The following is a 20,760-nucleotide window of genomic DNA, read 5'->3' on the forward strand; positions in this document are numbered from 1 at the left end:
TCAATAATGGAAGAAAACAAAGACGAAAGTAAATTTAACTTCGAAGAAGAAGAACAAAAACAGAATAAGGAAAAGTTAGTAGAAGAGAAGAAGCAAGCTGTAAAACAAGATGCTAAAGGTCTCTTTTCAAGTATTTCCACTTTTTTAAGTGAGCTTCTAGATTTTAGAGATGATACCGATAGAGAAGCTACTGTTGGAGCTATAAAGGCCGATATATCTTTTAAAGGTGCAACAGCTTGGATTTTGGTATGTTCTATTATGGTGGCATCTGTTGGGTTAAACGCCAACTCAACTGCTGTAGTGATTGGTGCCATGTTAATTTCACCATTAATGGGACCAATTCTAGGAATTGGAATGTCTATAGCCTTAAATGACATTGACACCTTAAAAAAGTCGCTCATAAACTTAGCCACAATGATAGTGCTAAGTTTATTAACTGCCTTTTTATTCTTTTGGTTATTTCCATTAAGTGAAGATACTTCAGAATTACTTGGTCGTACTAGGCCAGATATTAGAGATGTACTTATAGCCTTTTTTGGTGGATTAGCACTGATAATTGCCAGAACAAAAAAGGGTACCATTGCTTCAGTAATTTTTGGGGTTGCGATTGCTACGGCCTTAATGCCTCCACTTTGTACAGCTGGTTACGGATTGGCAAAAGGCAATTGGGAATACTTTGGTGGCGCTATGTATTTGTTTAGCATTAACACTATTTTCATTGCATTAGCTACATTTATAGTGTTGAAATTACTTAGGTTTCCAATGCTTAAATATGCTAATTCAAGTAAAAGGAAATTTATTGCACGTGGCGCTTCATTGGTTGCTATTATAGTTATGATACCTGCTGTTTGGACTTTTGTTAAGGTACTACAAGAAAGCAAATATGATAGGGATTATAAAAGTTATATAGAAAATGAAATCGATTCTAATCCAAACCTTTGGTTACAAAGAAAAAATTTAGATATCGACAATAAGAGAATTAGCTTGTTTTTTAATGGTGATGTTAGCGATGAAATGATTTCAGACCTTCAAAACGAAAAAAATAATTACGAAAGTTTAAATGGTTTTGAAATTGTAATTAATGCCAACAAATCGAGAAATGCCGACCGATTAAACGAATCACTAGATCGCGCTTTTGCGGAGTTAGATAAAAAAGATATTATCATTGAAGGCTTAGAAAGCCAAATAAAAGAACTTGAAGAAACAATTTCTGGTTTAAATCAGCAGTTAGAAGCTAATAACTCATCAAATGATGTAGGCTTTTCAACTTTAGCAAAAGATGCCAAAATAAAGTTTAATGATTTAGAATACTTTGGGTATGCTAAAATGTTAGAATCTCAGAACTTTACTAAAGTAGATACAATTACAGTGGTGAGTGTTAAATGGAATAATGCATTAAATGATAGTATAATTAATACCAGAGAAAAGGACTTATTAACTTGGTTAAAAACAGAGTTAAAGACTGAAAAGTTAAGGGTGAAACGAAATTAATTACTGGTTCTCTTCAAGATACATTTTACGAACTTTTTTGAAAAGTTCCGAAGAGTAGACGAAACCTGTTACAGCCTCGTTATCTGTTTTGAATATGGTTTCTTTTGAACCTTCCCATTCCTTAAGTCCATTTTTTAAGAATACGATCTTTTCGCCAATCTCCATAACAGAGTTCATGTCGTGAGAATTAATTACAGTAACCATTTCATACTCATCTGTAATTTCTTGAATAAGGTTGTCTATAACAATGGCCGTTTTAGGGTCTAAACCTGAGTTAGGTTCATCACAAAATAAGTACTTCGGATTATTTACTATAGCACGGGCTATTGCAACACGTTTTTGCATTCCACCAGAGGCTTCGCTAGGCATTTTGTAATGCGCACCATCAAGATTAACACGTTTAAGTACAAAATCGGCTCTGTCTTTCATCTCATCTTCACTCAATTTTGTGAACATTCTTAAAGGAAACATTACATTTTCTAGAATATTCATGGAGTCAAACAATGCGCTTCCCTGAAATACCATTCCTATGTCGGATCTCAAGTCGGTTTTTTCGTCTCTAGTCAGATTTTTAAAGACTTTACCATCATATGAAATAGAACCTTGCTCATATTCAAACAAACCTAATAGACACTTTAAAAAGACCGTTTTCCCAGATCCACTTTGACCAATGACTAGGTTAGTTTTTCCTTTTTCAAAAGTTGTAGAAATTCCTTTTAAAATGTGAGCATCACCAAACGACTTATGTAAATCTTTAACTTCTATCATTATCCAAGTAAAAGGCTGGTTAGTAAAAAGTTTAATATAATGATGACCACACTTGTCCATACAAAAGAAGTCGTACTTGCTTTACCAACTTCTAAAGCACCACCTTTCATAAAATAGCCATAAAACGAAGGTATAGTTGCTAGTATAAAAGCGAATACCATTGTTTTTATAAATGCATAAATGATATGAAAAACAATAAGGTCTGTTTGTACACCTTGTATATAGTCTTCTAATGTACCATAACCACCGTAAACACAGGCAACTAACCCGCCGAGTACCCCTAAAAACATGGCAATAGAAATAAGAAATGGGTAAAGTAATAAGGATATGAACTTTGGGAATACCAGATAATTTATTGGATTAATTCCCATAACTTCTAAGGCGTCTATCTGTTCTGTTACTCGCATAGTTCCGATGCTAGAGGTGATGAACGAACCTACTTTACCTGCCATAATTATAGAGATAAAAGTTGGTGCAAATTCTAGTATAATAGACTGTCTTGTTGCAAATCCAACGAGGTATTTTGGAATTAATGGGTTGTTTATATTTAATGAGGTTTGAATGGCTACTACACCACCAACAAAAAATGCAATAAAAGCAACAATACCTAACGATCCAATAACTAAATCATCAATGTCTTTAAAGATAAGGGTTTTCATCACAGACCATTTTGTAGGTTTGCGAAACATATCTTTAATCATAATAAAATATGTGCCTATATTATGAAGGTATTTCATGCCAAATTTTGTTAGTGCTAAAGTATAAAAAAAGATGTGGTTTATTAATATTAATTTAATTTAAGATGCTTTAAATGCCGTATTTTTGCTGCTTAAAACAATGTTGTTGTTAAAGATGAAAAATGCTCTAAGTTTAGTCTTAATTTTATTATCTGTGTTTTCGTGTGGTGCGCAAGAAAATACTATAGTTAATAATACAGAGATTTCTAATAATTTAGATTCAGAAAGGCCTAAGTTGGTAGTTGGAATCATCGTAGATCAGATGCGTTACGATTATTTAACGCGGTTTGAATCTAAATTTAGCGAAGGTGGATTTAAGCGAATGATGAGAGAAGGATTTAACTGTAAGAACAATCATTTTAATTACATACCAACTTACACAGGTCCAGGACATGCCTCTGTATACACGGGTACGACACCCAAATATCACGGGATTATTGCAAATAATTGGTACAGTAAAGTTGAGAAAAAAAGTGTGTATTGCGCTGAAGATACAACAGTAGTTGCTGTCGGAAGTCCATCTAAACGAGAGCGTATGTCTCCACGTCGTATGCTAACCACATCATTTGCAGATCAAAATCGTTTGTTTACGCAAATGAAGGGAAAAACAATTGGTATATCAATTAAAGATAGAGGTGCAGTGTTACCTGCAGGCCATACCGCTAATGCTGCATATTGGTTTAGGGGAAAAGGTGAAGGTAATTTTATTACTACAAATTACTATATGGAAGAATTACCACAATGGGTCAAAGATTTCAACGATTCAGGTATAGTAGAATCTTACATGAAAGAATGGAATACTTTATATGATATAACTACGTATACTGAGAGTGGTGAAGACCTTAATACTTACGAACGTGGTTTTAAGGGTAAAGAAACTGCAACCTTTCCTTATGATCTAGAAGCTTTAAAAGCGGATAATATGTGGTTTGATATTTTAAAGGAAACACCATATGGTAATAGTATAGTGGCTGATTTTGCTATTGAAGCATTAAAGAATGAAGATTTAGGTAATGATGATATTACAGATGTATTGACTGTAAGCTTCTCTAGTACAGATTATGTAGGGCATAATTTTGGTGTGAACTCTAAAGAAGTACAAGATACTTACTTACGCTTAGATAAAGACTTAGAGCGCTTTTTTACAGCGTTAGATGATTTGGTGGGAAAAGGCAATTACACAGTGTTTTTAACGGCAGATCATGGCGCTGTTAATGTACCTGCTTATTTGCAATCTGTTAAGATTCCTTCAGGATATCTTAATAATCCAAAACGTAAGAAACGTTTGAATAGATTTTTAATGACCACTTACGGAACAACAGATGTCATTGAGAACATTAGTAATAATCAAGTATTCTTAAATAAGGCCAAATTGAAAGCGCTTAATCTGAATATTCATGACGTGGAACAAGCACTTGTGGATGAACTTATAGACTATCCAAATGTTTCAAAAGTGTATACGGCAACAGCAATGCGTTCAACATCATTTAATCATGGAATTGAAAAATTACTTCAAAACGGATTTAATCAAAAGCGTTCTGGTGATGTGATTGTAGTCAATGATATTGGTTACATTTCGTACAGTAAAACGGGATCGACTCATGGTAGTGGACTTAAATATGACACACATGTGCCATTATTGTTTTTTGGAGCAGGAATTAAACAAGGGGAAACCTTCGAAAGAACCGAAATTCCTGATATTGCACCAACAATTTCAGCGTTGTTGGGCATTAGTTTTCCAAATGGTGCGACAGGTGAACCTTTAGGGTTTGTATTGGATTAAGATAATTTCTTTAAAATACCTTTCCAGCGTAAATTTCTAATAAAGCGACCTTCATCTGCAGTTACCAAAAATTCTGTGTTGTTCGATTTCGCTTTAAAATATCCACTCATATAATCTCTAAATTGTCTGAAACTATTTTTTTTCATTGCTAGTTTTATAGCTGAGATTAAAGTAATCCAAAGTCCATAACGCATTTTATACATCGCTTCACCTTGTAAATATTTTGAGGCTTTATTGTAAGATTGACCGGTTGGTTTAAGATGCTTCACATGCAGTGATTCGTCGGTCAAAATTTCCCAACCATGATACTTTGCTAAAAGTTCGTCCACAGTATCCCAACCCATAGATGGTTTTAGTTTGCCAATTTGAAGGAAACAGTCTTTTCTGTAAGCTTTTAGTGCACCTCTAATATGATCTTTATTTGTAAGGTTTTCCAAAACCCATTGATCGTTTTTTTTAATGTAGCAGAACCCAGCAGCCATTCCTAGTTTTTGATCTGCCGTAAAATGCTTAGAGATTTGTTCTAGATAATTATTGGGAAAAATTAAATCAGCATCAAATTTGCAGATGATATCATATGCATTATCTAAAAATTCGAAACCTTTATAAAAGGCATTAATAATTTTAGAGCCTGGTAAATGTTTGTCAGAGGAAGAAGTATTAATTAAAGTGATCCAATCATATTTTGAGGTATAGTCTTCAATAATTGTCTGAGTATTATCTGTAGAATTGTCATTGACAAAAACAACTTGTGCAGGAGTTAATGTTTGGTCTACTAGGGATTGTATGGTCTCACCAATAAATGTTTCCTCATTGTGAGCTGGTATAACGATGGAGATTTTCAAAAGTCAAATTCTATATTTCAAAATTAAGTAAACCTAATTGGAATTTGAATACCTTTCCGCATAAACAATGTAATATCTATTTGTAAATGATCTGAATAATGGTCTTATGCCAAGTTTTTTTACTGGGTTTGTCCATTTTTGACAATCCTTAATTGTCCATCCCGTTTTTTCTAGAAGCCAATCGAGCTGCCAATCTTCAAATTCATGGAAATGTCTATCCCGCATATCAGTTTTACTTCTATAAGCAGAAGAAAACCATAAACGTAAAGGGACGCTTATAATTAATTTGTCTGCTTTTATAGATTTTAAAACTTCGTAAGGTGAAAGTAGATGTTCAAATATTTCGAGCGCTGTAACAACATCCGTTGAAGATTTTTCAATAAAAGATCGATCTTCATCTAAATCCTCACCTTGGGTATTTACTACATTATAGCCTTCAGAAATCATTATTTCAGAAAAGGGATTTGTAACACCTAAATCTAAAATTGATTCTGAAGTATTAATGTGCTTTTTTACAAATTCTAAACTAAGTCTAAAACGTTTATTTGGATATGTCTTTTCGTACATAAAATGATCCTGATATAAGCAGGATGAAATATACTACTAATATCTGTAAACAATGGCATTTATATGCATACCTGCACCAACACTAGCAAAGATAATTACATCTCCTTTGTTTATTTTATGGTCATCTAATTTGTTATTTCTGATAAGATCGTATAACGTAGGAACCGTTGCTACAGAACTATTCCCTAGTTTATGGATACTCATTGGCATTATGTCCTCAGGCGCTTTAGTTTTGTATAATCTGTAAAAGCGTTTGATAATTGCCTCGTCCATTTTTTCATTAGCTTGGTGAATAAGGACCTTTTTTACCTCGGAAATATCAACTCCACTTTTATCAAGACAATCTTTCATGGCTTGTGCTACATTGGTAAGTGCGAATTCATAGATTTTTCGACCGTACATTTTGATGTATCGTGTGTCTGGATCTAATTCTTGGTTGTTAGACTTTCCGAAGAATAAATAATAAGCTTCATCATAAGTGAAAGAAGCAGATTCATGAGCTAAGATGCCACCTTCATCATCTGTAGCCTCAATAATACTTGCACCAGCTCCATCTGAATAAATCATAGAATCTCTATCATGAGGATCTACTACACGAGATAAGGTTTCAGCACCAATAACAAGTACTTTTTTTGCCATACCAGCTTTTATAAAAGCTTGGGCTTGAATAACGCCTTCAACCCAACCAGGACAACCGTAAAGAATGTCGTATGCCACGCATTTTGGGTTCTTTATTTTTAGACTATGTTTTATCCTAGCCGCTAAACATGGCAAAATATCACTTTGAATTGCACCATGTCTTACATCTCCAAAGTTGTGCGCGCAGATGATATAATCTAGTTCCTCTTGATCAATATTGGCATCGTCAATCGATTTTTGAGCTGCTAAAAATCCTAAGTCTGAAGTCGTTAAGTTTTTATCAGCATAACGACGTTCAACAATACCAGTAATAGCTTTAAATTTTTCAACGATAACTTCATTAGGATAGCTGATAGAAGATCCGTCCATATTCAAAAACTCATGACTATGAAAATCTTCGTTTTTCTCAATATTAGTTGGAATATAGCTACCTGTTCCTGTGATTTTAATGCTCATAAAAGATAATTTTTCAATTTACGAGCACAAAAATACATGGATAAGATTTACTCTTAAAAAAAAGCGTATTTATTTTACGATGTTCAACAACCAAAATTTATGCCTCAACATAAGTTTCAATAGGTGCGCAAGTACAGATTAAATTTCTATCTCCATAGGCATCATCTACACGTCTTACACTTGGCCAAAACTTGTTATCCCTTACAAACTCTAGAGGAAATGCAGCTTCTTGTCTAGAATAAGGTAATAACCATTCGTCACTTGTAAGCATCTCTTCAGTGTGCGGTGCGTTTTTAAGTGGATTATTAGCGTCTTCTTTTGTACTACTGTCAATCTCTCTTCTAATAGAAATCATTGCATCACAAAAACGATCCATTTCTTGCATGCTTTCACTCTCAGTTGGTTCAATCATCATAGTACCAGCTACTGGAAATGAAACTGTTGGTGCGTGGAATCCATAGTCCATTAATCGTTTGGCAATATCTACCACTTCGATACCATGTGCTTTGAAAGGTCTACAATCAATAATCATTTCGTGAGCAGCTCTACCCATTTCCCCAGAATACAGTGTTTCAAAGCTTCCTTCTAAACGAGATTTGATATAGTTAGCATTTAAAATTGCAGTCTCTGTTGATTTTCTTAAACCATCAGCTCCTAACATTTTTATATACCCGTATGAAATTAAACATGCTAATGCAGAACCAAAAGGCGCAGCTGATATTGACGTAATTGCTTGTTTACCACCTGTTTTAATTAATGGGTTACCTGGTAAAAATGGCTTTAATTGTTCAGCTACGCAGATAGGACCAACACCAGGGCCACCACCACCATGAGGAATTGCAAATGTTTTGTGTAGGTTTAAGTGACATACATCAGCACCAATTGCACCAGGATTTGTTAACCCTACTTGGGCATTCATATTTGCACCATCCATATACACTTGTCCACCAAAATCATGAATAATTTGAGTGATCTCCCTTATGGCAGACTCATAAACACCATGTGTTGATGGGTAAGTCACCATTAATGCTGCCAAGTTATCTTTATGTAATTCAGCTTTTTGTCTTAAATCTTCAACATCTATATTTCCTTCTTCAGTTGCTTTGGTAACAACAACCTTCATACCTGCCATTACTGCACTAGCTGGGTTTGTTCCATGGGCAGATGAAGGAATTAAACAGATATTTCTATGATGATCACCATTAGCTTCATGATAAGCTCTAATTACCATAAGTCCTGCAAATTCGCCTTGTGCACCAGAATTTGGCTGTAAAGAAGTACCAGCAAAACCTGTAATTTCGGTAAGCTGATCTTCAAGCTCTTCTAATACGATTTGATAACCCTTTGCTTGATCTTTAGGTACGAATGGATGTATATTTCCCCATTTAAACATACTTAAAGGCAACATTTCTGCTGCGGCATTAAGTTTCATTGTACAAGATCCAAGTGATATCATTGAATGATTTAAAGCTAAATCCTTACGTTCTAATTTCTTGATATAACGCATCAATTCAGTTTCAGAATGGTGCGAGTTAAATACATCAAGCGTTAAGAAGTCCGATTGACGTTTCAAGTCTTGCGGTATTACATCAGTCTCAATGTGCTTAAGAGCAACAGTATCTCTATCTGCAAGCTTAGCAAATATCTTAATGATATACTCTAAGTCAGTTTTTGATGTTGTCTCATTAAGTGAAATTGAAACCGTGTTCTTATCTATATAGTTAAAATTACTTTTATGCTTTTCAGCAATTTTTCTAAGCTTTTTAGCTTTTGCTTTAACTTGAATAGTATCAAAGTAACTCGTGTTTACTTGCTCAAAACCAAGTGTTTCAAGTGCATTTGAAAGCGCTTTGGTTTTGGTGTGAACACCTTCAGCAATATATTTTAAACCTTCTGGACCATGATACACTGCATACATTCCTGCCATAACCGCAAGTAATACTTGCGCTGTACATATATTAGAAGTTGCTCTATCCCTTTTAATGTGTTGCTCTCTCGTTTGAAGTGCCATTCTGAGTGCACGTCCACCATCTTTATCTTTTGTTACACCAATAATACGCCCTGGAATATCTCTTTTATAAGCCTCTTTTGTTGCGAAATATGCAGCATGTGGTCCGCCATAACCCATAGGGATTCCGAAACGTTGTGTTGTACCTACCACAACATCAGCACCAAAATTTCCTGGTGCTTCTAGTTTAACTAAACTTAGAATATCTGCTGAAACGGCAGTTTTTATTCCTGCTTCAGATGCATTTTCAATAAATGATTTAATATCATTGATTTGTCCATGTTTACCTGGATACTGTAAAATAGCACCAAAATAGCCTTCTGAAAAATCAAAACTATTCTCGTCTCCAATCACTAATTCAATTCCAATAGGAATAGCTCTGGTTTGTAGTACCGATAATGTTTGGGGTAGAATGTTTTTGGATACAAAAAATTTGTTTATACCGGCTTTCTTTTGAGCACGTTCTCTTACTGCAAATAACAAGCTCATAGCTTCTGCAGCAGAAGTACTCTCATCTAGCAAAGAAGCATTTGCAATTTCCATACCTGTAAGATCACATACCATCGTTTGGAAATTTAACAAGGCTTCTAATCTTCCTTGTGCGATTTCAGCTTGGTAAGGTGTGTATGCGGTATACCAGCCTGGGTTCTCCAGTATGTTTCTTTGAATAACAGCTGGTAGAATGGTTGGATTATATCCTAAACCAATATATGTTTTGAAAACCTTATTCTTTTTAGACAATTCATTGATGTGAACAAGATACTCTTGCTCACTCATTGCGCTGTCTAAATCTAATTCTTCTTTTAATAAAATGTCATTAGGAACTGTTTCGAAAATCAGTTGTTCAATTGAGTCTACACCTATGGTTTGTAGCATAGCCTTTTGGTCCTTTTCTCTAGGTCCGATATGTCTATTTGCAAAAGATGATGTGTTCATTTTATCTAGCTTTTTTTTGATATGCAAAAATACGGATTTAGGTATTGTAATTAGTTAATGAAACCTAAAGTTTTTAACCGAAATCTACTCTTATTAACACAATGTCTATTTTTGTGAAATGAAGGTGTTTGAAAATCTTTTTAATTTCTATTTAAATAGCAGTATACATGTGGCATTAGCAGTTGTTGCCTTGACGTATATTACCTTTATTGAATTTGATTTAGAATCTGATAAAAACATGTTATACTTCGTTTTTTTCGCAACTGTAACTGGTTATAATTTTGTGAAGTATTTTGGTGTGGCAAAATTTCATCATCGAAGTTTAGCGGGTTGGCTAAAAACCATTCAAGTATTTTCATTTTTTGCTTTTTTGGCGCTTTGTTATTTTGCATTAGGTTTATCTTATGTAACGCTTATTTGTATAGCCATCTTAGCATTTATTACATTCTTGTATGCCATACCTATTTTACCAATGCGCTATTTTAGAGATAAGAAAAAAAATTTAAGACAAATTAGTGGTCTTAAAGTTTATATTATCGCCTTTGTATGGACATTTGCTACTGTAATTCTACCAATATTAGAGAACAACATTGAAATAGATACTGATGTTATTGTAAGTAGTTTACAGCGATATATTCTTGTTATCGTTTTGATGTTACCATTTGAAATAAGAGATTTGAATTTTGATAGTCTAAAACTAGCAACCATACCTCAAAGGATTGGCATAAAGAATACGAAGATTATAGGTGTAGTTTTGTTATTGGTATTCTTTTTACTAGAGTTTTTTAAAGATGATTTAACTACCTCCGCTCTGTTATCCTCACTTGGAATAATTGTTTTAACACTATTATTTTTGGTTTTTTCTCATAGAAACCAATCAAAATATTATAGTGCTTTTTGGGTGGAGAGTTTACCTATTTTTTGGCTAGTTTTTTTACTGATGTTTAATTAACTCTTCTTTGAAACTTTCAAGAATTTTTTCTTTTTCGTCTTCTTTAAGACAGTCAATTTCAGATTTATGAATAGCGTCAGTTAATTTGCTATTGTTTTTGGAGTATCCTCTAGTGATATTGCACCAAGATAATCTTAAGGCTAATTTAACACGCTCCCAGCCAGTCGCCTCACCATATTGATTTTTATCGCATATGTGTTTTGCTTCTTCGCAGCTTATAAATAAAAAACTTTTCTTCATTTTAAAACCAATTTTCTTCCATACATTCTGCTAATGCGGTACGCGCTCGATGTATTATTACCCAGAGGTTAGACGCAGTAATATTTAATTCATTACAAATAGTTTCAGTATCATAACCTAAAATGGTTTTTTGTTTAAATACCTCCGCTTGTTTTTTTGGTAGCTTAGAAATACATTCGTGAATAGCATTACCTAACTCAGAATTTTCCAAATTATCTTCTGCGGTCTTATCAAATGGATCTGCAACTCGTTCTTCTAGCCAGTCACCTTCAGACTCTGAATCTGTATTGTAATTCATTCTAACTTCAGCTTTTCCTTTGTTAGAATTTATTTTGCGATAATAATCAATAATCTTTCGTTTCAAAATAGAAACAAGCCAAGTGCGTTCACTTGCTTCTCCTTTAAAATTACTCATAGACTTTAAGCCCGCTAAGAACGTTTCAGAGACCAAATCTTTGGCCATTTCTCTGTCGTTAACTCTAGAGATTGTGTAATTGAACAGGTAATCTGAATATGAATTAATCCAATTGTTTGGATTTAATTGATGGTTGGCCATTTAGTTGTCATTACTTAAATCAAAAATAACGAAAATATTCATTTTTATGACTCCTGAAAATTTCTTTTATTGTTTTGAAGCACTTATAATGTAATATCCAAAGCTTTTCAGGTGTAGACCCGATAATAGTGCGTAAAAAGAACCCTTCAGATTATGTAAGCTTTCTCTCTTTAAGTTTTTAAAACGAAATATTTTCTTAAGAATAAAACCTGATATTGCAAATGGAACATGCAGTACGGACGGCGCAACTCGATAAGAAATGTCTTCGATCTTTATATTAGTAAAGCCAAGCTCTTCAAGCTTATCCTTTATATAGTGATGAGTTTCGAGTTTTTCTAAACTCCAATGCTCACAAAGTTTTTGGTAGGCGAATTTTCCCCCACAGCACAAGTTATTGTGATTCTTTTTTAAGAAAGCATCAGCAATAACTAGTCTACCTTTAGGTTTTAGAATTCTGTGGGCTTCTTTTAATGAATTAACATTATGACCAGAATGGCAAAAGCTTTCTATAGCTATAGCAGAGTCGAAGGAATTTGATTGAAAGAAAGTGTTATTGTAATTCTCTTTAATGATGATACCATTTTTGCCTTTAAGCAACTCATTACCTTTTTTTACTTGAAAATCAGAAAGTGTTACTCCATATGCAATAACGTTTTTAAAATTGTTTAAAGCATAACGCATTGTTGCACCCATACCGCAACCAAGGTCTATTAATCTGTTTTTGGTATTCTTTATTTGTAGTCGCTTCATAATTTGAGTATTCATTTCGTTAAGCATGGTATCCCTTCTAAAAAGATTGGTTTTAAACCATGAGAAATATCCAAAATGCATATTGAAATCTTTACTCCAAAATTTATAATCTTCGGTAGCTTCGTTGTAGAAGTCTACCATTTCCAGGCGATTTTTTTCAGAATAATTAGTGTAAGGTATTGTTCGTGTTTTCATAATTAAAGAATTTAGGTAGTTTCCATTTTGTAGTGTTGTATGCTCTAGCTGTCTTTTTTAAGTGTCCTTCTTGAAGATTTACGTTTTTAATGACTTTAAGCTTCATTAAGCAGCATGCTATCATCCACCCAAAATCTATCTCATACCACCTAGATGAAAATTTTGCTGAAGTTGGATAAGAATGATGGTTGTTGTGAAAGCCTTCGCCAAATGATAATAAACCAAGGATTACATCATTATAACCACTTTCGTCTGCATCTACTATTTTGTATCTTGAATAGCCATATTTGTGAGATGCATAACCAATGTACCAATGTCCTAGAATGATTAAAGAAGTTCTAAAACATGTGGCAAAAAGCATGCTGTTAAACCCAAATACTAAATAAAGAATTGCCATGAATAGGATGTAATGTATTATCCAAGTTTTATTAAGCCATTTGATGGTTGAATCGTTTATGTCTTTTAATGGAATATTGTATCTACTTTCATTAACAGGAATATATGTTAAATGCAAATTCCATATATAATCGGTAAATAATGAGTGTTTATACTGAAAATAGCGCGGGCAATCTTTTCTGTTCTGCCAATAGTCTCTGTAGTAATGTTGCCTTAACCAGCTTAATGGACTTCCTAAACCAGTTAGAATGAAAAGATATAAACTAATGTTTGTAAAGGTCTTGCTTGTTTTGTATGATTTATGAATGATTCCTCTATGTAATCCAACGGAATGACCAATACCAACGGTTAAAACCAATAGACATATATTTAAGATAATATCAAACTTATTAATTGAAGAAAAGTCAATCAATACAATGGGTAGCGTCATGGCGTATAGCCAGATAGATTTTTTCCAACTAAATTTTATTATACCATGTTCTGTTTTTGGAATAAATATTTTCATGATAGCTCTTTGTTAATACGTTTTAAAGTGTAGAGAAAGTAACTCGCAATAGATAGAGGCAATAGGATTAAACCAATGATATAAGGAATAGTATCGTTATATAAATTTTCAATTGTAATGCATAATAGAAAGTACACAGCTACAAATAACCAATAGTAAAGCACTTTTGCTTTGCTTGATTTTGATATGTTTTTCCAATAGTAGAATAGACTCAGAGCCGAAAAAATTTGAATTAATCCAAGAAGAATTTGAAAAAGTAATCCAAAGTAAATGGTAAGGTACAAGACCAAAGTGATAATGAATGCTAATAGGTTTGTTTTATATAATATTTTCATTTTTATTAATTTTTAAACTTTCAGAAAAAATTGAAAGTATTGATTAAAAAAATATATGTTCTATTTCAAGAGTTTAAGAACGGACTTGGTTAACCAGTTTTGTTTCTGGTCTATAAGTTTATTCATTAGCGTGTCCATATCGTTAGCCAGTTCCATTAAGGCTTTTGTTTGCTTTATCAATTCTTGGGTTTGCTTGCTGCCATCATCTTCTATTGAAGATACTTCTTCTAATACTTTAATCACTGGTTTTATTTCTCTTCGACTTCTTTCCTTAGCAATTATTTTCGCTAATTCTTGTACGTCTTTTTCCGTTGTGAAAAACTCTCTACGTTCACCAGAAATGAGTACTTTGGTAACAATACCCCAATCCACAAGATTTCTTAAGTTCATACTTGTATTGCCACGTGATATCTTTAGTTCTGTCATGATATCCTCCATAGATAATGGTTTGGTAGAAACAAAGAGTAATGCTTGTATTTGAGCCATCGCCTTATTGATGCCCCAAAGTGTACCTAAGCTTCCCCAAGTACTTATAAATTTTTCTTTAGCTTCTCCAAATTCCATATTACAAATATACAAAATATTTTAAACTTTCAATAATCATTGAAAGTTATTATTTTATTTGTAAATGAATGTGATCATCGTGTCTCACAGAATGACAACCCTGAAAACGAATTCGGTATTCATTCTGTAACTTTAAGTCTCTTTTTAGGTAGGGCTCAATAAAAATGCTTTGCGTTTCGGATTTTGATAATAAGGCTTTAAGTAAAGCTCTGGTTCTTTTTTTGTCGAGTTGTAATTCGGTGTTCATACCAAAACTTAGATATTTCGGAAAGTCGTATTGCCAATGACCATTGTCAGTACATGGCATATTAGCATCTTTGATAAAAGCACCATAACCAGAGTTTGAAGGTTTCTGTTCTGTTGGTTTACCATCTTTATTTAAATACATAAATGATAAATCTACTTTTTTACCATCGTTATGACTGAGATGTGGTAATAAAGGGAATCCGTTGTAAAAGGGAAAGCAGGCGTCTAAATATGTTATTTTAAATTCACAGTTTTTGATGCTTTCTATAAGCATCTGTTTTAATTCTGGATTGACATAATTTCGAAATGTCAATGGATAGAACCAATTCCTGGGTACCAAATCATTATGAAACCAAGGTAGCCTTTCTCTACCAAATTGCTTTGCAATAGGAGGGATTAGCAATAAATTAAATATTAAATAAACTATTGGAAATACATGTCGTTTTTTCCAGTCTTTATTTTTTGAAATTATAATAGTGAGCAACCAAATGATACCACCAACTTGAGTAAGAACTGTCAAGAAAATAATAAACAGAATGTGTGCGATTAATTTTATGAATGACATAAATTTAGAACGCATTAACCTGTCTTTTTATTTCAACAACCCAGCGCGTCTTAATAAGGCTTCAGGTTTTGGTTCTTGACCTCTAAACTTTTTATACAATGTCATCGGATTTTCGGTGCCACCTTGAGATAACACAAAGATTTTAAATTTATCCGCTACGGTTTTATTAAAAATGCCTTCTTCTTTAAAATATTCAAAAGCATCTGCATCTAAAACTTCTGCCCATTTGTAGCTGTAATATCCTGAAGAATAACCACCTTGAAAGATGTGAGCAAATGCAGTACTCATACAATTTTCTTCAACATCTGGATATAATTGTGTTTTCCCAAATGCCTTTGTCTCATGCGATTTTACTGATGTAATCGTTTCTGGTGACTCGTTGGCATGCCAAGCCATGTCTAACATTCCGAAGCTTAATTGACGTAAGGTTTGCATGCCTTCATTAAAGGTAGCTGAAGCTTTAATTTTTTCAATAAGTTCCATTGGGATAAGCTCACCTGTTTCGTAGTGCGTCGCAAAGAGTTTTAGAGTCTCTTCTTCGTAACACCAATTTTCTAAAATCTGACTTGGTAATTCTACAAAATCCCAATACACATTTGTACCAGATAAACTAGGATAAGTGGTATTAGCTAGCATACCATGTAATGCATGTCCGAACTCATGAAACAGTGTAGTAACCTCATTGAAAGTTAACAATGATGGCTTACTTTTTGTAGGTTTTGTAAAGTTGCAAACAATGGATACATGAGGTCTATCGTTCTCGCCATTTTTTATCATTTGCGACTTGTAAGATGTCATCCATGCGCCATTTCGTTTTCCTGCTCTTGGAAAGAAATCTGCATAGAAAATGGATACTAAATTACCTTCGGTATCTACTACTTTATAAGTCATAACATCTTCATGATATTTGTCTATAGTATCAATTTCTTCAAATTGTAATCCGAATAATTTTTCAGCAACTTTAAAAGCTCCGTTAATAACATTTTCGAGTTTGAAGTATGGCTTTAACTGTTCGTCATCTAGACTAAATAATTTTTGCTTTAATTTTTCAGAATAATATGCAGAATCCCATTTTTGTAGATTATCAATTCCGTCTAAATCCTTAGCGAAATCTTCTAAATTTTTAAACTCCTTTAGAGCAGCTGGTTTTGCCTTTTCTAGTAGTTGGTTTAGAAAGGCATTCACTTTTTCTGGTGTTTCTGCCATGCGCTCTTCTAGTACAAAATGCGCGTGTGTTTTATAGCCTAAAAGTTGTGCTCTTTGATAACGTAATTCTGCAATTCTTAAAACATTGTCTTGATTGTCTAAATCATCATTTTTAAAACCTTTGCTGCCAAATGCTTTAGACAATTTTTCTCTTAAGTTTCTATTGTCGGCATACGTCATAAATGGAATGTAGCTAGGATAATCTAAAGTAATCAACCAACCGTCTTTTTCTTTACTTTCTGTTAATTGTTTAGCAGCTTCTTTTGCATCATCAGGTAAACCAGATAAATCAGTTTCATCTGTAATGTGCATTTCAAAATTGTTGGTTTCAGCTAAAATATGCTCACCAAACTTTAATTTTAATTGGCTTAATTCTTTATCAATAGCTCTAAGTTTTTCTTTGTCCTCATCTTTTAAATTGGCGCCATTTCTAGAAAAGCCTTTGTATTTTTCATCTAATAGGGTTTTTTGTTCTGTAGTTAGATCTAATTCAGACTTAATGTCGTAAACAGCTTTTACTTTTTTAAATAATTCTTCATTTAGTGTGATGTCATTGCTGAACTCAGATAAAAGCGGAGAAACCTCTTGTGCTATTTTTTGAATGTCATCATTAGTTTCAGCAGAATTTAGATTAAAGAATATACTGGAAATACGACTTAGTTCTTGACCAGAATAATCTAAGGCTTCAATAGTGTTTTCAAAATTTGGCACTTCTTTGGTACTAGTAATAGCATCAATCTCTGCCTTTGCTTTTTCAATTGCGGTTTTAAATGCAGGCAAATAATCTTCATTTTTAATTTTTGAAAACGGTGCAGTATTGAAAGGTGTATTGAATGTATTATTAAGAATATTCATGTGTTTTGATCTAAAATTTCCTTGTTATAATATTGATAATCTGTATTTTAACTCATTTTTAAGAGCTTCAAAAATACTTTCATTATAAGTTTTTAGTATCTTTGAATGTTCTTTAGAAGTAAGTCTTATTACTCTAAAGAATTGGTTAATAGCTTAAGCCTTGATGAGAATCGAGGCTTTTTTATAAGTCTTTAGCAGACTCGTGCACCTTAGCTTTAAGTCCTTCTTTGTATACCATAACTTTATCTAGTATACATTGGTCCGCACTACCTAAAATTTGAGCTGCTAAAATTCCAGCGTTTTTCGCACCATTTAAAGCAACAGTTGCCACAGGAACTCCACCAGGCATTTGAAGAATTGATAATACAGAATCCCAGCCATCTATTGAGTTACTACTCTTTACTGGTACACCAATTACTGGTAATGGAGATAACGATGCTACCATACCTGGTAAATGTGCAGCGCCACCAGCACCTGCAACAATGACTTTAATACCTCTGGTATGTGCATTTTTACTATAATCGAATAATTTTTCTGGAGTACGATGCGCAGAAACTATGTCTACTTCCACTTCAATATCAAATCCTTTTAATATATCTATAGCGTCTTGCATTACTGGCAAATCGCTTTTGCTTCCCATGATTACTCCTACTTTACTCATTTATTTACTTATAACTTTTATTGTTCGTTTTACCTTTTCCGCGACTTCCCTTGCTTTAGCAATATCTTTGTCAACTATGGTAACATGACCCATTTTTCTAAATGGTCTGGTTTGTTTTTTACCATAAATATGTGGTGTTACTCCATCCATTGCCATAATATCTTCAATATTTTCATAAAGAACATTACCAGTATGATTTTCTGCACCAACCAAGTTTACCATAACACCAGCAACTTTACTTTCTGTATTTCCAAGAGGCAAACCAAGTACACATCTTAAGTGTTGTTCAAACTGACAAGTGTAACTTGCTTCAATACTGTAATGACCTGAATTATGAGGTCTTGGTGCCACTTCATTTACGATGATGTCATCATCTTCAGTCTGAAACATTTCTACAGCCAATAGCCCAACATGTTTAAATGCAGCAGCTGTTTTTAGCGCAATAAGTTCAGCTTTTTTAGAAATCTCATCAGGTATTCTTGCTGGGCAAATCACATATTCTACTTGATTGGCTTCAGGATGAAATTCCATTTCAACTACAGGATATGTTTTTAAATCCCCTTTTTCATTTCTTGCAACAATAACAGCAAGTTCGTTTTTAAAAGGGATTAAATCTTCAGCAATACACTCAACATTTGGTAGGTCAATTAAATCTGTGTAGCGTCGCACCACTTTTACACCTTGACCATCATAACCAAATCTTGCACTTTTCCATACAAACGGATAGCTTAAACCACCATTTTCAACCGCATCATAAATTTCTGAAGTATGTGCGAAACGTGAAAAATCTGCTGTCGGAATATTATGATCTACATAAAACAGTTTTTGATGTGCCTTATTTTGAATAGTCCTTAATGTCTTTGCTGATGGAAATACTTTAATGCCTTCATTTTCTAGAGTTTCTAAGGCGTCAACATTTACATTCTCAATTTCTATAGTAAGAACATCTACTGTTTTTCCGAAGTTAACAACAGTATCATAATCTAGTAAATCACCAACTGTAAATTCGTTACACGCTAACCTAGAAGGAGCATCTTCACTTGGGTCTAAAACACAGGTATGAATATCGTATTTTCTTGTAACGTACAATATCATTTTGCCCAATTGTCCGCCACCAAGAATTCCTAATTTAAAATCTGAAGAAAAATAGTTCATCAATAATTGTTGTTCTCAAGACATAGAGAAACACTTTTATAAAGATTTGACTTAATTTAAGGCAAAAATAAGCTAATTCTAGTATAAAATTCCAAAATCCTAAATCAAAAATCGCCTATACTTAATCAAATGATTATCTTAGCGAATCTAAAATTTGAAGATGGATATAAAACTTCACGATTTATACTTTAAACCTTATTTGTCGGCCAAAGAAATAGACGATGCAGTTCAGAAAATGGTGGATGATATTTCTGAAGATTTAGGTGATGAAATGCCAGTTTTTGTGGGCATTCTTAATGGGTCTTTTATGCTAGTTAGTGACTTTGTAAAGAAGTACCCAAAACCTTGTGAAGTGACGTTTATAAAGTTAGCGTCTTATAAAGGTGTAAAGTCTACAGAAGATATACAACGCCTTATAGGTATAACGCAAGATTTAACAGATAGAACCGTCGTAATTTTAGAAGATATTATAGATTCTGGAAACACTTTAGGAGAAGTACATCGCATTTTTAAAAATGAAAATGTAAAGCAATTGTTAATTGCCACACTTTTTTACAAACCAGAATCATACGATAAAGATTTTAAACTTCATTATGTAGGCAAAGAAATACCGAATAAATTTATTGTTGGTTACGGATTAGATTACGACCAGCTTGGAAGAGATTTGCCAGATGTATATCAATTAAAAACCACACAACACATGACTAACATTGTTCTATTTGGACCTCCAGGAGCAGGAAAGGGAACACAAGCCGAATTTTTAAAAGAAAAGTACGATTTAGTACACATTTCTACAGGAGATGTTTTTAGATATAATATTAAAAACGAAACTGCCTTAGGAATGTTGGCAAAGTCATACATGGATAAAGGTGAGTTAGTGCCAGACCAAGTAACAATAGATATGTTAAACAAAGAGGTTGAAAAAAATGCAGATGCTAAAGGTTTCATTTTTGATGGATTTCCAAGAACAAATGCACAAGCAGAAGCATTAGATAAATTAATGGTTTCTAAGGATTCTCAAATCAATGCAATGGTGGCATTAGAGGTTGACGATGAGGTATTGGTAGGACGTTTATTAAAACGTGGTGAAACTAGTGGAAGAGCAGATGATGCTGACGAAAGTATTATTAGAAACCGTATTAAAGAATACTACGATAAAACAGCAATTTTAAAAGATTACTATTCAGCACAAGATAAGTATCATGGTGTTGATGGAGTAGGAAGTATAGAAGATATTACAGAGCGATTAAGTACTGTAATTGATAAGCTATAAGTAAAACCAAATTGTCATTCCTGGTTAGACAGGAATCTCATTAGTATAATGTTAAGGAATGACAATTAACAAGATT

General features: G+C 33.3%; 20 protein-coding genes. 4 read left to right on the forward strand and 16 right to left on the reverse strand.

Annotation, left to right across the window (positions count from 1 at the left end; all coding sequences use genetic code 11):
- Positions 1 to 6 precede the first annotated feature (6 nt).
- A complete protein-coding gene (locus HRU50_RS00195) occupies positions 7 to 1,491 on the forward strand; it encodes a DUF389 domain-containing protein (RefSeq protein ID WP_296346880.1) in 1,485 nt (494 codons plus the stop codon).
- On the opposite strand, the gene HRU50_RS00200 is transcribed toward HRU50_RS00195, so the two are convergent.
- Both HRU50_RS00200 and HRU50_RS00205 read right to left on the reverse strand, forming a co-directional pair.
- Positions 1,492 to 2,259, reverse strand: a complete 768-nt coding sequence (locus HRU50_RS00200; protein ID WP_296346882.1) for an ATP-binding cassette domain-containing protein — start codon at positions 2,257 to 2,259, stop codon at positions 1,492 to 1,494.
- Positions 2,259 to 2,996: an ABC transporter permease gene (locus tag HRU50_RS00205; RefSeq protein WP_296346885.1), complete on the reverse strand. Its 738-nt coding sequence runs from the start codon at positions 2,994 to 2,996 to the stop codon at positions 2,259 to 2,261. Before HRU50_RS00205 ends, HRU50_RS00200 begins: the two co-directional genes overlap by 1 nt.
- 115 nt (positions 2,997 to 3,111) lie before the next feature.
- On the opposite strand from HRU50_RS00205, the gene pafA reads away from it, so the two are divergent.
- Entirely contained in the window at positions 3,112 to 4,779 is a 1,668-nt protein-coding gene (gene pafA, locus HRU50_RS00210) for an alkaline phosphatase PafA (protein WP_296346886.1), read from the forward strand.
- Here the strand turns inward: pafA and HRU50_RS00215 are convergent.
- From HRU50_RS00215 to gcvP, 4 genes are all read right to left on the reverse strand, one after another.
- Positions 4,776 to 5,624: a glycosyltransferase family 2 protein gene (locus HRU50_RS00215; protein ID WP_296346887.1), complete on the reverse strand. Its 849-nt coding sequence runs from the start codon at positions 5,622 to 5,624 to the stop codon at positions 4,776 to 4,778. The two genes, pafA and HRU50_RS00215, sit on opposite strands and share 4 nt — an antisense overlap.
- A gap of 33 nt (positions 5,625 to 5,657) precedes the next feature.
- Positions 5,658 to 6,191, reverse strand: coding sequence for a methyltransferase (locus tag HRU50_RS00220; RefSeq protein ID WP_296346890.1), 534 nt, complete (start codon positions 6,189 to 6,191; stop codon positions 5,658 to 5,660).
- Positions 6,192 to 6,227: 36 nt separating this feature from the next.
- Positions 6,228 to 7,286, reverse strand: a complete 1,059-nt coding sequence (locus HRU50_RS00225) for a 3-oxoacyl-ACP synthase III family protein (protein WP_296346892.1) — start codon at positions 7,284 to 7,286, stop codon at positions 6,228 to 6,230.
- Between the two features lie 97 nt (positions 7,287 to 7,383).
- Entirely contained in the window at positions 7,384 to 10,230 is a 2,847-nt protein-coding gene (gene gcvP, locus HRU50_RS00230) for an aminomethyl-transferring glycine dehydrogenase (RefSeq protein ID WP_296346894.1), read from the reverse strand.
- Positions 10,231 to 10,348: 118 nt separating this feature from the next.
- Between gcvP and HRU50_RS00235 the strand changes: the two genes are divergently transcribed.
- A complete protein-coding gene (locus tag HRU50_RS00235) occupies positions 10,349 to 11,182 on the forward strand; it encodes a hypothetical protein (RefSeq protein ID WP_296346896.1) in 834 nt (277 codons plus the stop codon).
- Here HRU50_RS00235 and HRU50_RS00240 read toward each other — a convergent pair.
- The 10 genes from HRU50_RS00240 to HRU50_RS00285 all read right to left on the reverse strand — a co-directional run bounded on the left by HRU50_RS00240 (position 11,165) and on the right by HRU50_RS00285 (position 19,411).
- Positions 11,165 to 11,422 carry a hypothetical protein gene (locus HRU50_RS00240; protein ID WP_296346899.1) on the reverse strand — a complete coding sequence of 86 codons (258 nt, stop codon included), beginning with the start codon at positions 11,420 to 11,422 and terminating at the stop codon, positions 11,165 to 11,167. The genes HRU50_RS00235 and HRU50_RS00240 overlap by 18 nt on opposite strands.
- A 1-nt stretch (position 11,423) precedes the next feature.
- The gene (locus HRU50_RS00245; RefSeq protein ID WP_296346901.1) at positions 11,424 to 11,978 is read right to left on the reverse strand and encodes a sigma-70 family RNA polymerase sigma factor; all 555 of its coding nucleotides are present in this window, start codon (positions 11,976 to 11,978) and stop codon (positions 11,424 to 11,426) included.
- A gap of 66 nt (positions 11,979 to 12,044) precedes the next feature.
- Positions 12,045 to 12,923: a class I SAM-dependent methyltransferase gene (locus HRU50_RS00250; RefSeq protein WP_296346903.1), complete on the reverse strand. Its 879-nt coding sequence runs from the start codon at positions 12,921 to 12,923 to the stop codon at positions 12,045 to 12,047.
- A complete protein-coding gene (locus HRU50_RS00255) occupies positions 12,895 to 13,824 on the reverse strand; it encodes a fatty acid desaturase (protein ID WP_296346906.1) in 930 nt (309 codons plus the stop codon). Before HRU50_RS00255 ends, HRU50_RS00250 begins: the two co-directional genes overlap by 29 nt.
- Positions 13,821 to 14,159 carry a hypothetical protein gene (locus HRU50_RS00260; protein ID WP_296346908.1) on the reverse strand — a complete coding sequence of 113 codons (339 nt, stop codon included), beginning with the start codon at positions 14,157 to 14,159 and terminating at the stop codon, positions 13,821 to 13,823. The genes HRU50_RS00255 and HRU50_RS00260 overlap by 4 nt, the downstream gene beginning before the upstream one ends.
- A 60-nt stretch (positions 14,160 to 14,219) precedes the next feature.
- Entirely contained in the window at positions 14,220 to 14,723 is a 504-nt protein-coding gene (locus HRU50_RS00265) for a MarR family transcriptional regulator (RefSeq protein ID WP_296346910.1), read from the reverse strand.
- Between the two features lie 49 nt (positions 14,724 to 14,772).
- Positions 14,773 to 15,549: a hypothetical protein gene (locus tag HRU50_RS00270; RefSeq protein WP_296346912.1), complete on the reverse strand. Its 777-nt coding sequence runs from the start codon at positions 15,547 to 15,549 to the stop codon at positions 14,773 to 14,775.
- Positions 15,550 to 15,561: 12 nt separating this feature from the next.
- On the reverse strand, positions 15,562 to 17,595 hold the full coding sequence (locus tag HRU50_RS00275; RefSeq protein ID WP_296346914.1) for a M3 family metallopeptidase: 2,034 nt from the start codon (positions 17,593 to 17,595) through the stop codon (positions 15,562 to 15,564).
- A gap of 181 nt (positions 17,596 to 17,776) precedes the next feature.
- Positions 17,777 to 18,256, reverse strand: a complete 480-nt coding sequence (gene purE / locus HRU50_RS00280; protein ID WP_296346916.1) for a 5-(carboxyamino)imidazole ribonucleotide mutase — start codon at positions 18,254 to 18,256, stop codon at positions 17,777 to 17,779.
- Positions 18,257 to 19,411, reverse strand: coding sequence for a 5-(carboxyamino)imidazole ribonucleotide synthase (locus HRU50_RS00285; protein ID WP_296346918.1), 1,155 nt, complete (start codon positions 19,409 to 19,411; stop codon positions 18,257 to 18,259). It abuts the gene before it with no gap.
- A 160-nt stretch (positions 19,412 to 19,571) separates the two neighbouring features.
- Here HRU50_RS00285 and HRU50_RS00290 point away from each other — a divergent pair, with 160 nt between their 5' ends.
- A complete protein-coding gene (locus tag HRU50_RS00290; protein ID WP_296346920.1) occupies positions 19,572 to 20,684 on the forward strand; it encodes an adenylate kinase in 1,113 nt (370 codons plus the stop codon).
- The last annotated feature ends 76 nt before the right edge of the window (positions 20,685 to 20,760 follow it).

The organism is Winogradskyella sp. (genome assembly GCF_013213835.1).
GTDB lineage: Bacteria > Bacteroidota > Bacteroidia > Flavobacteriales > Flavobacteriaceae > Winogradskyella.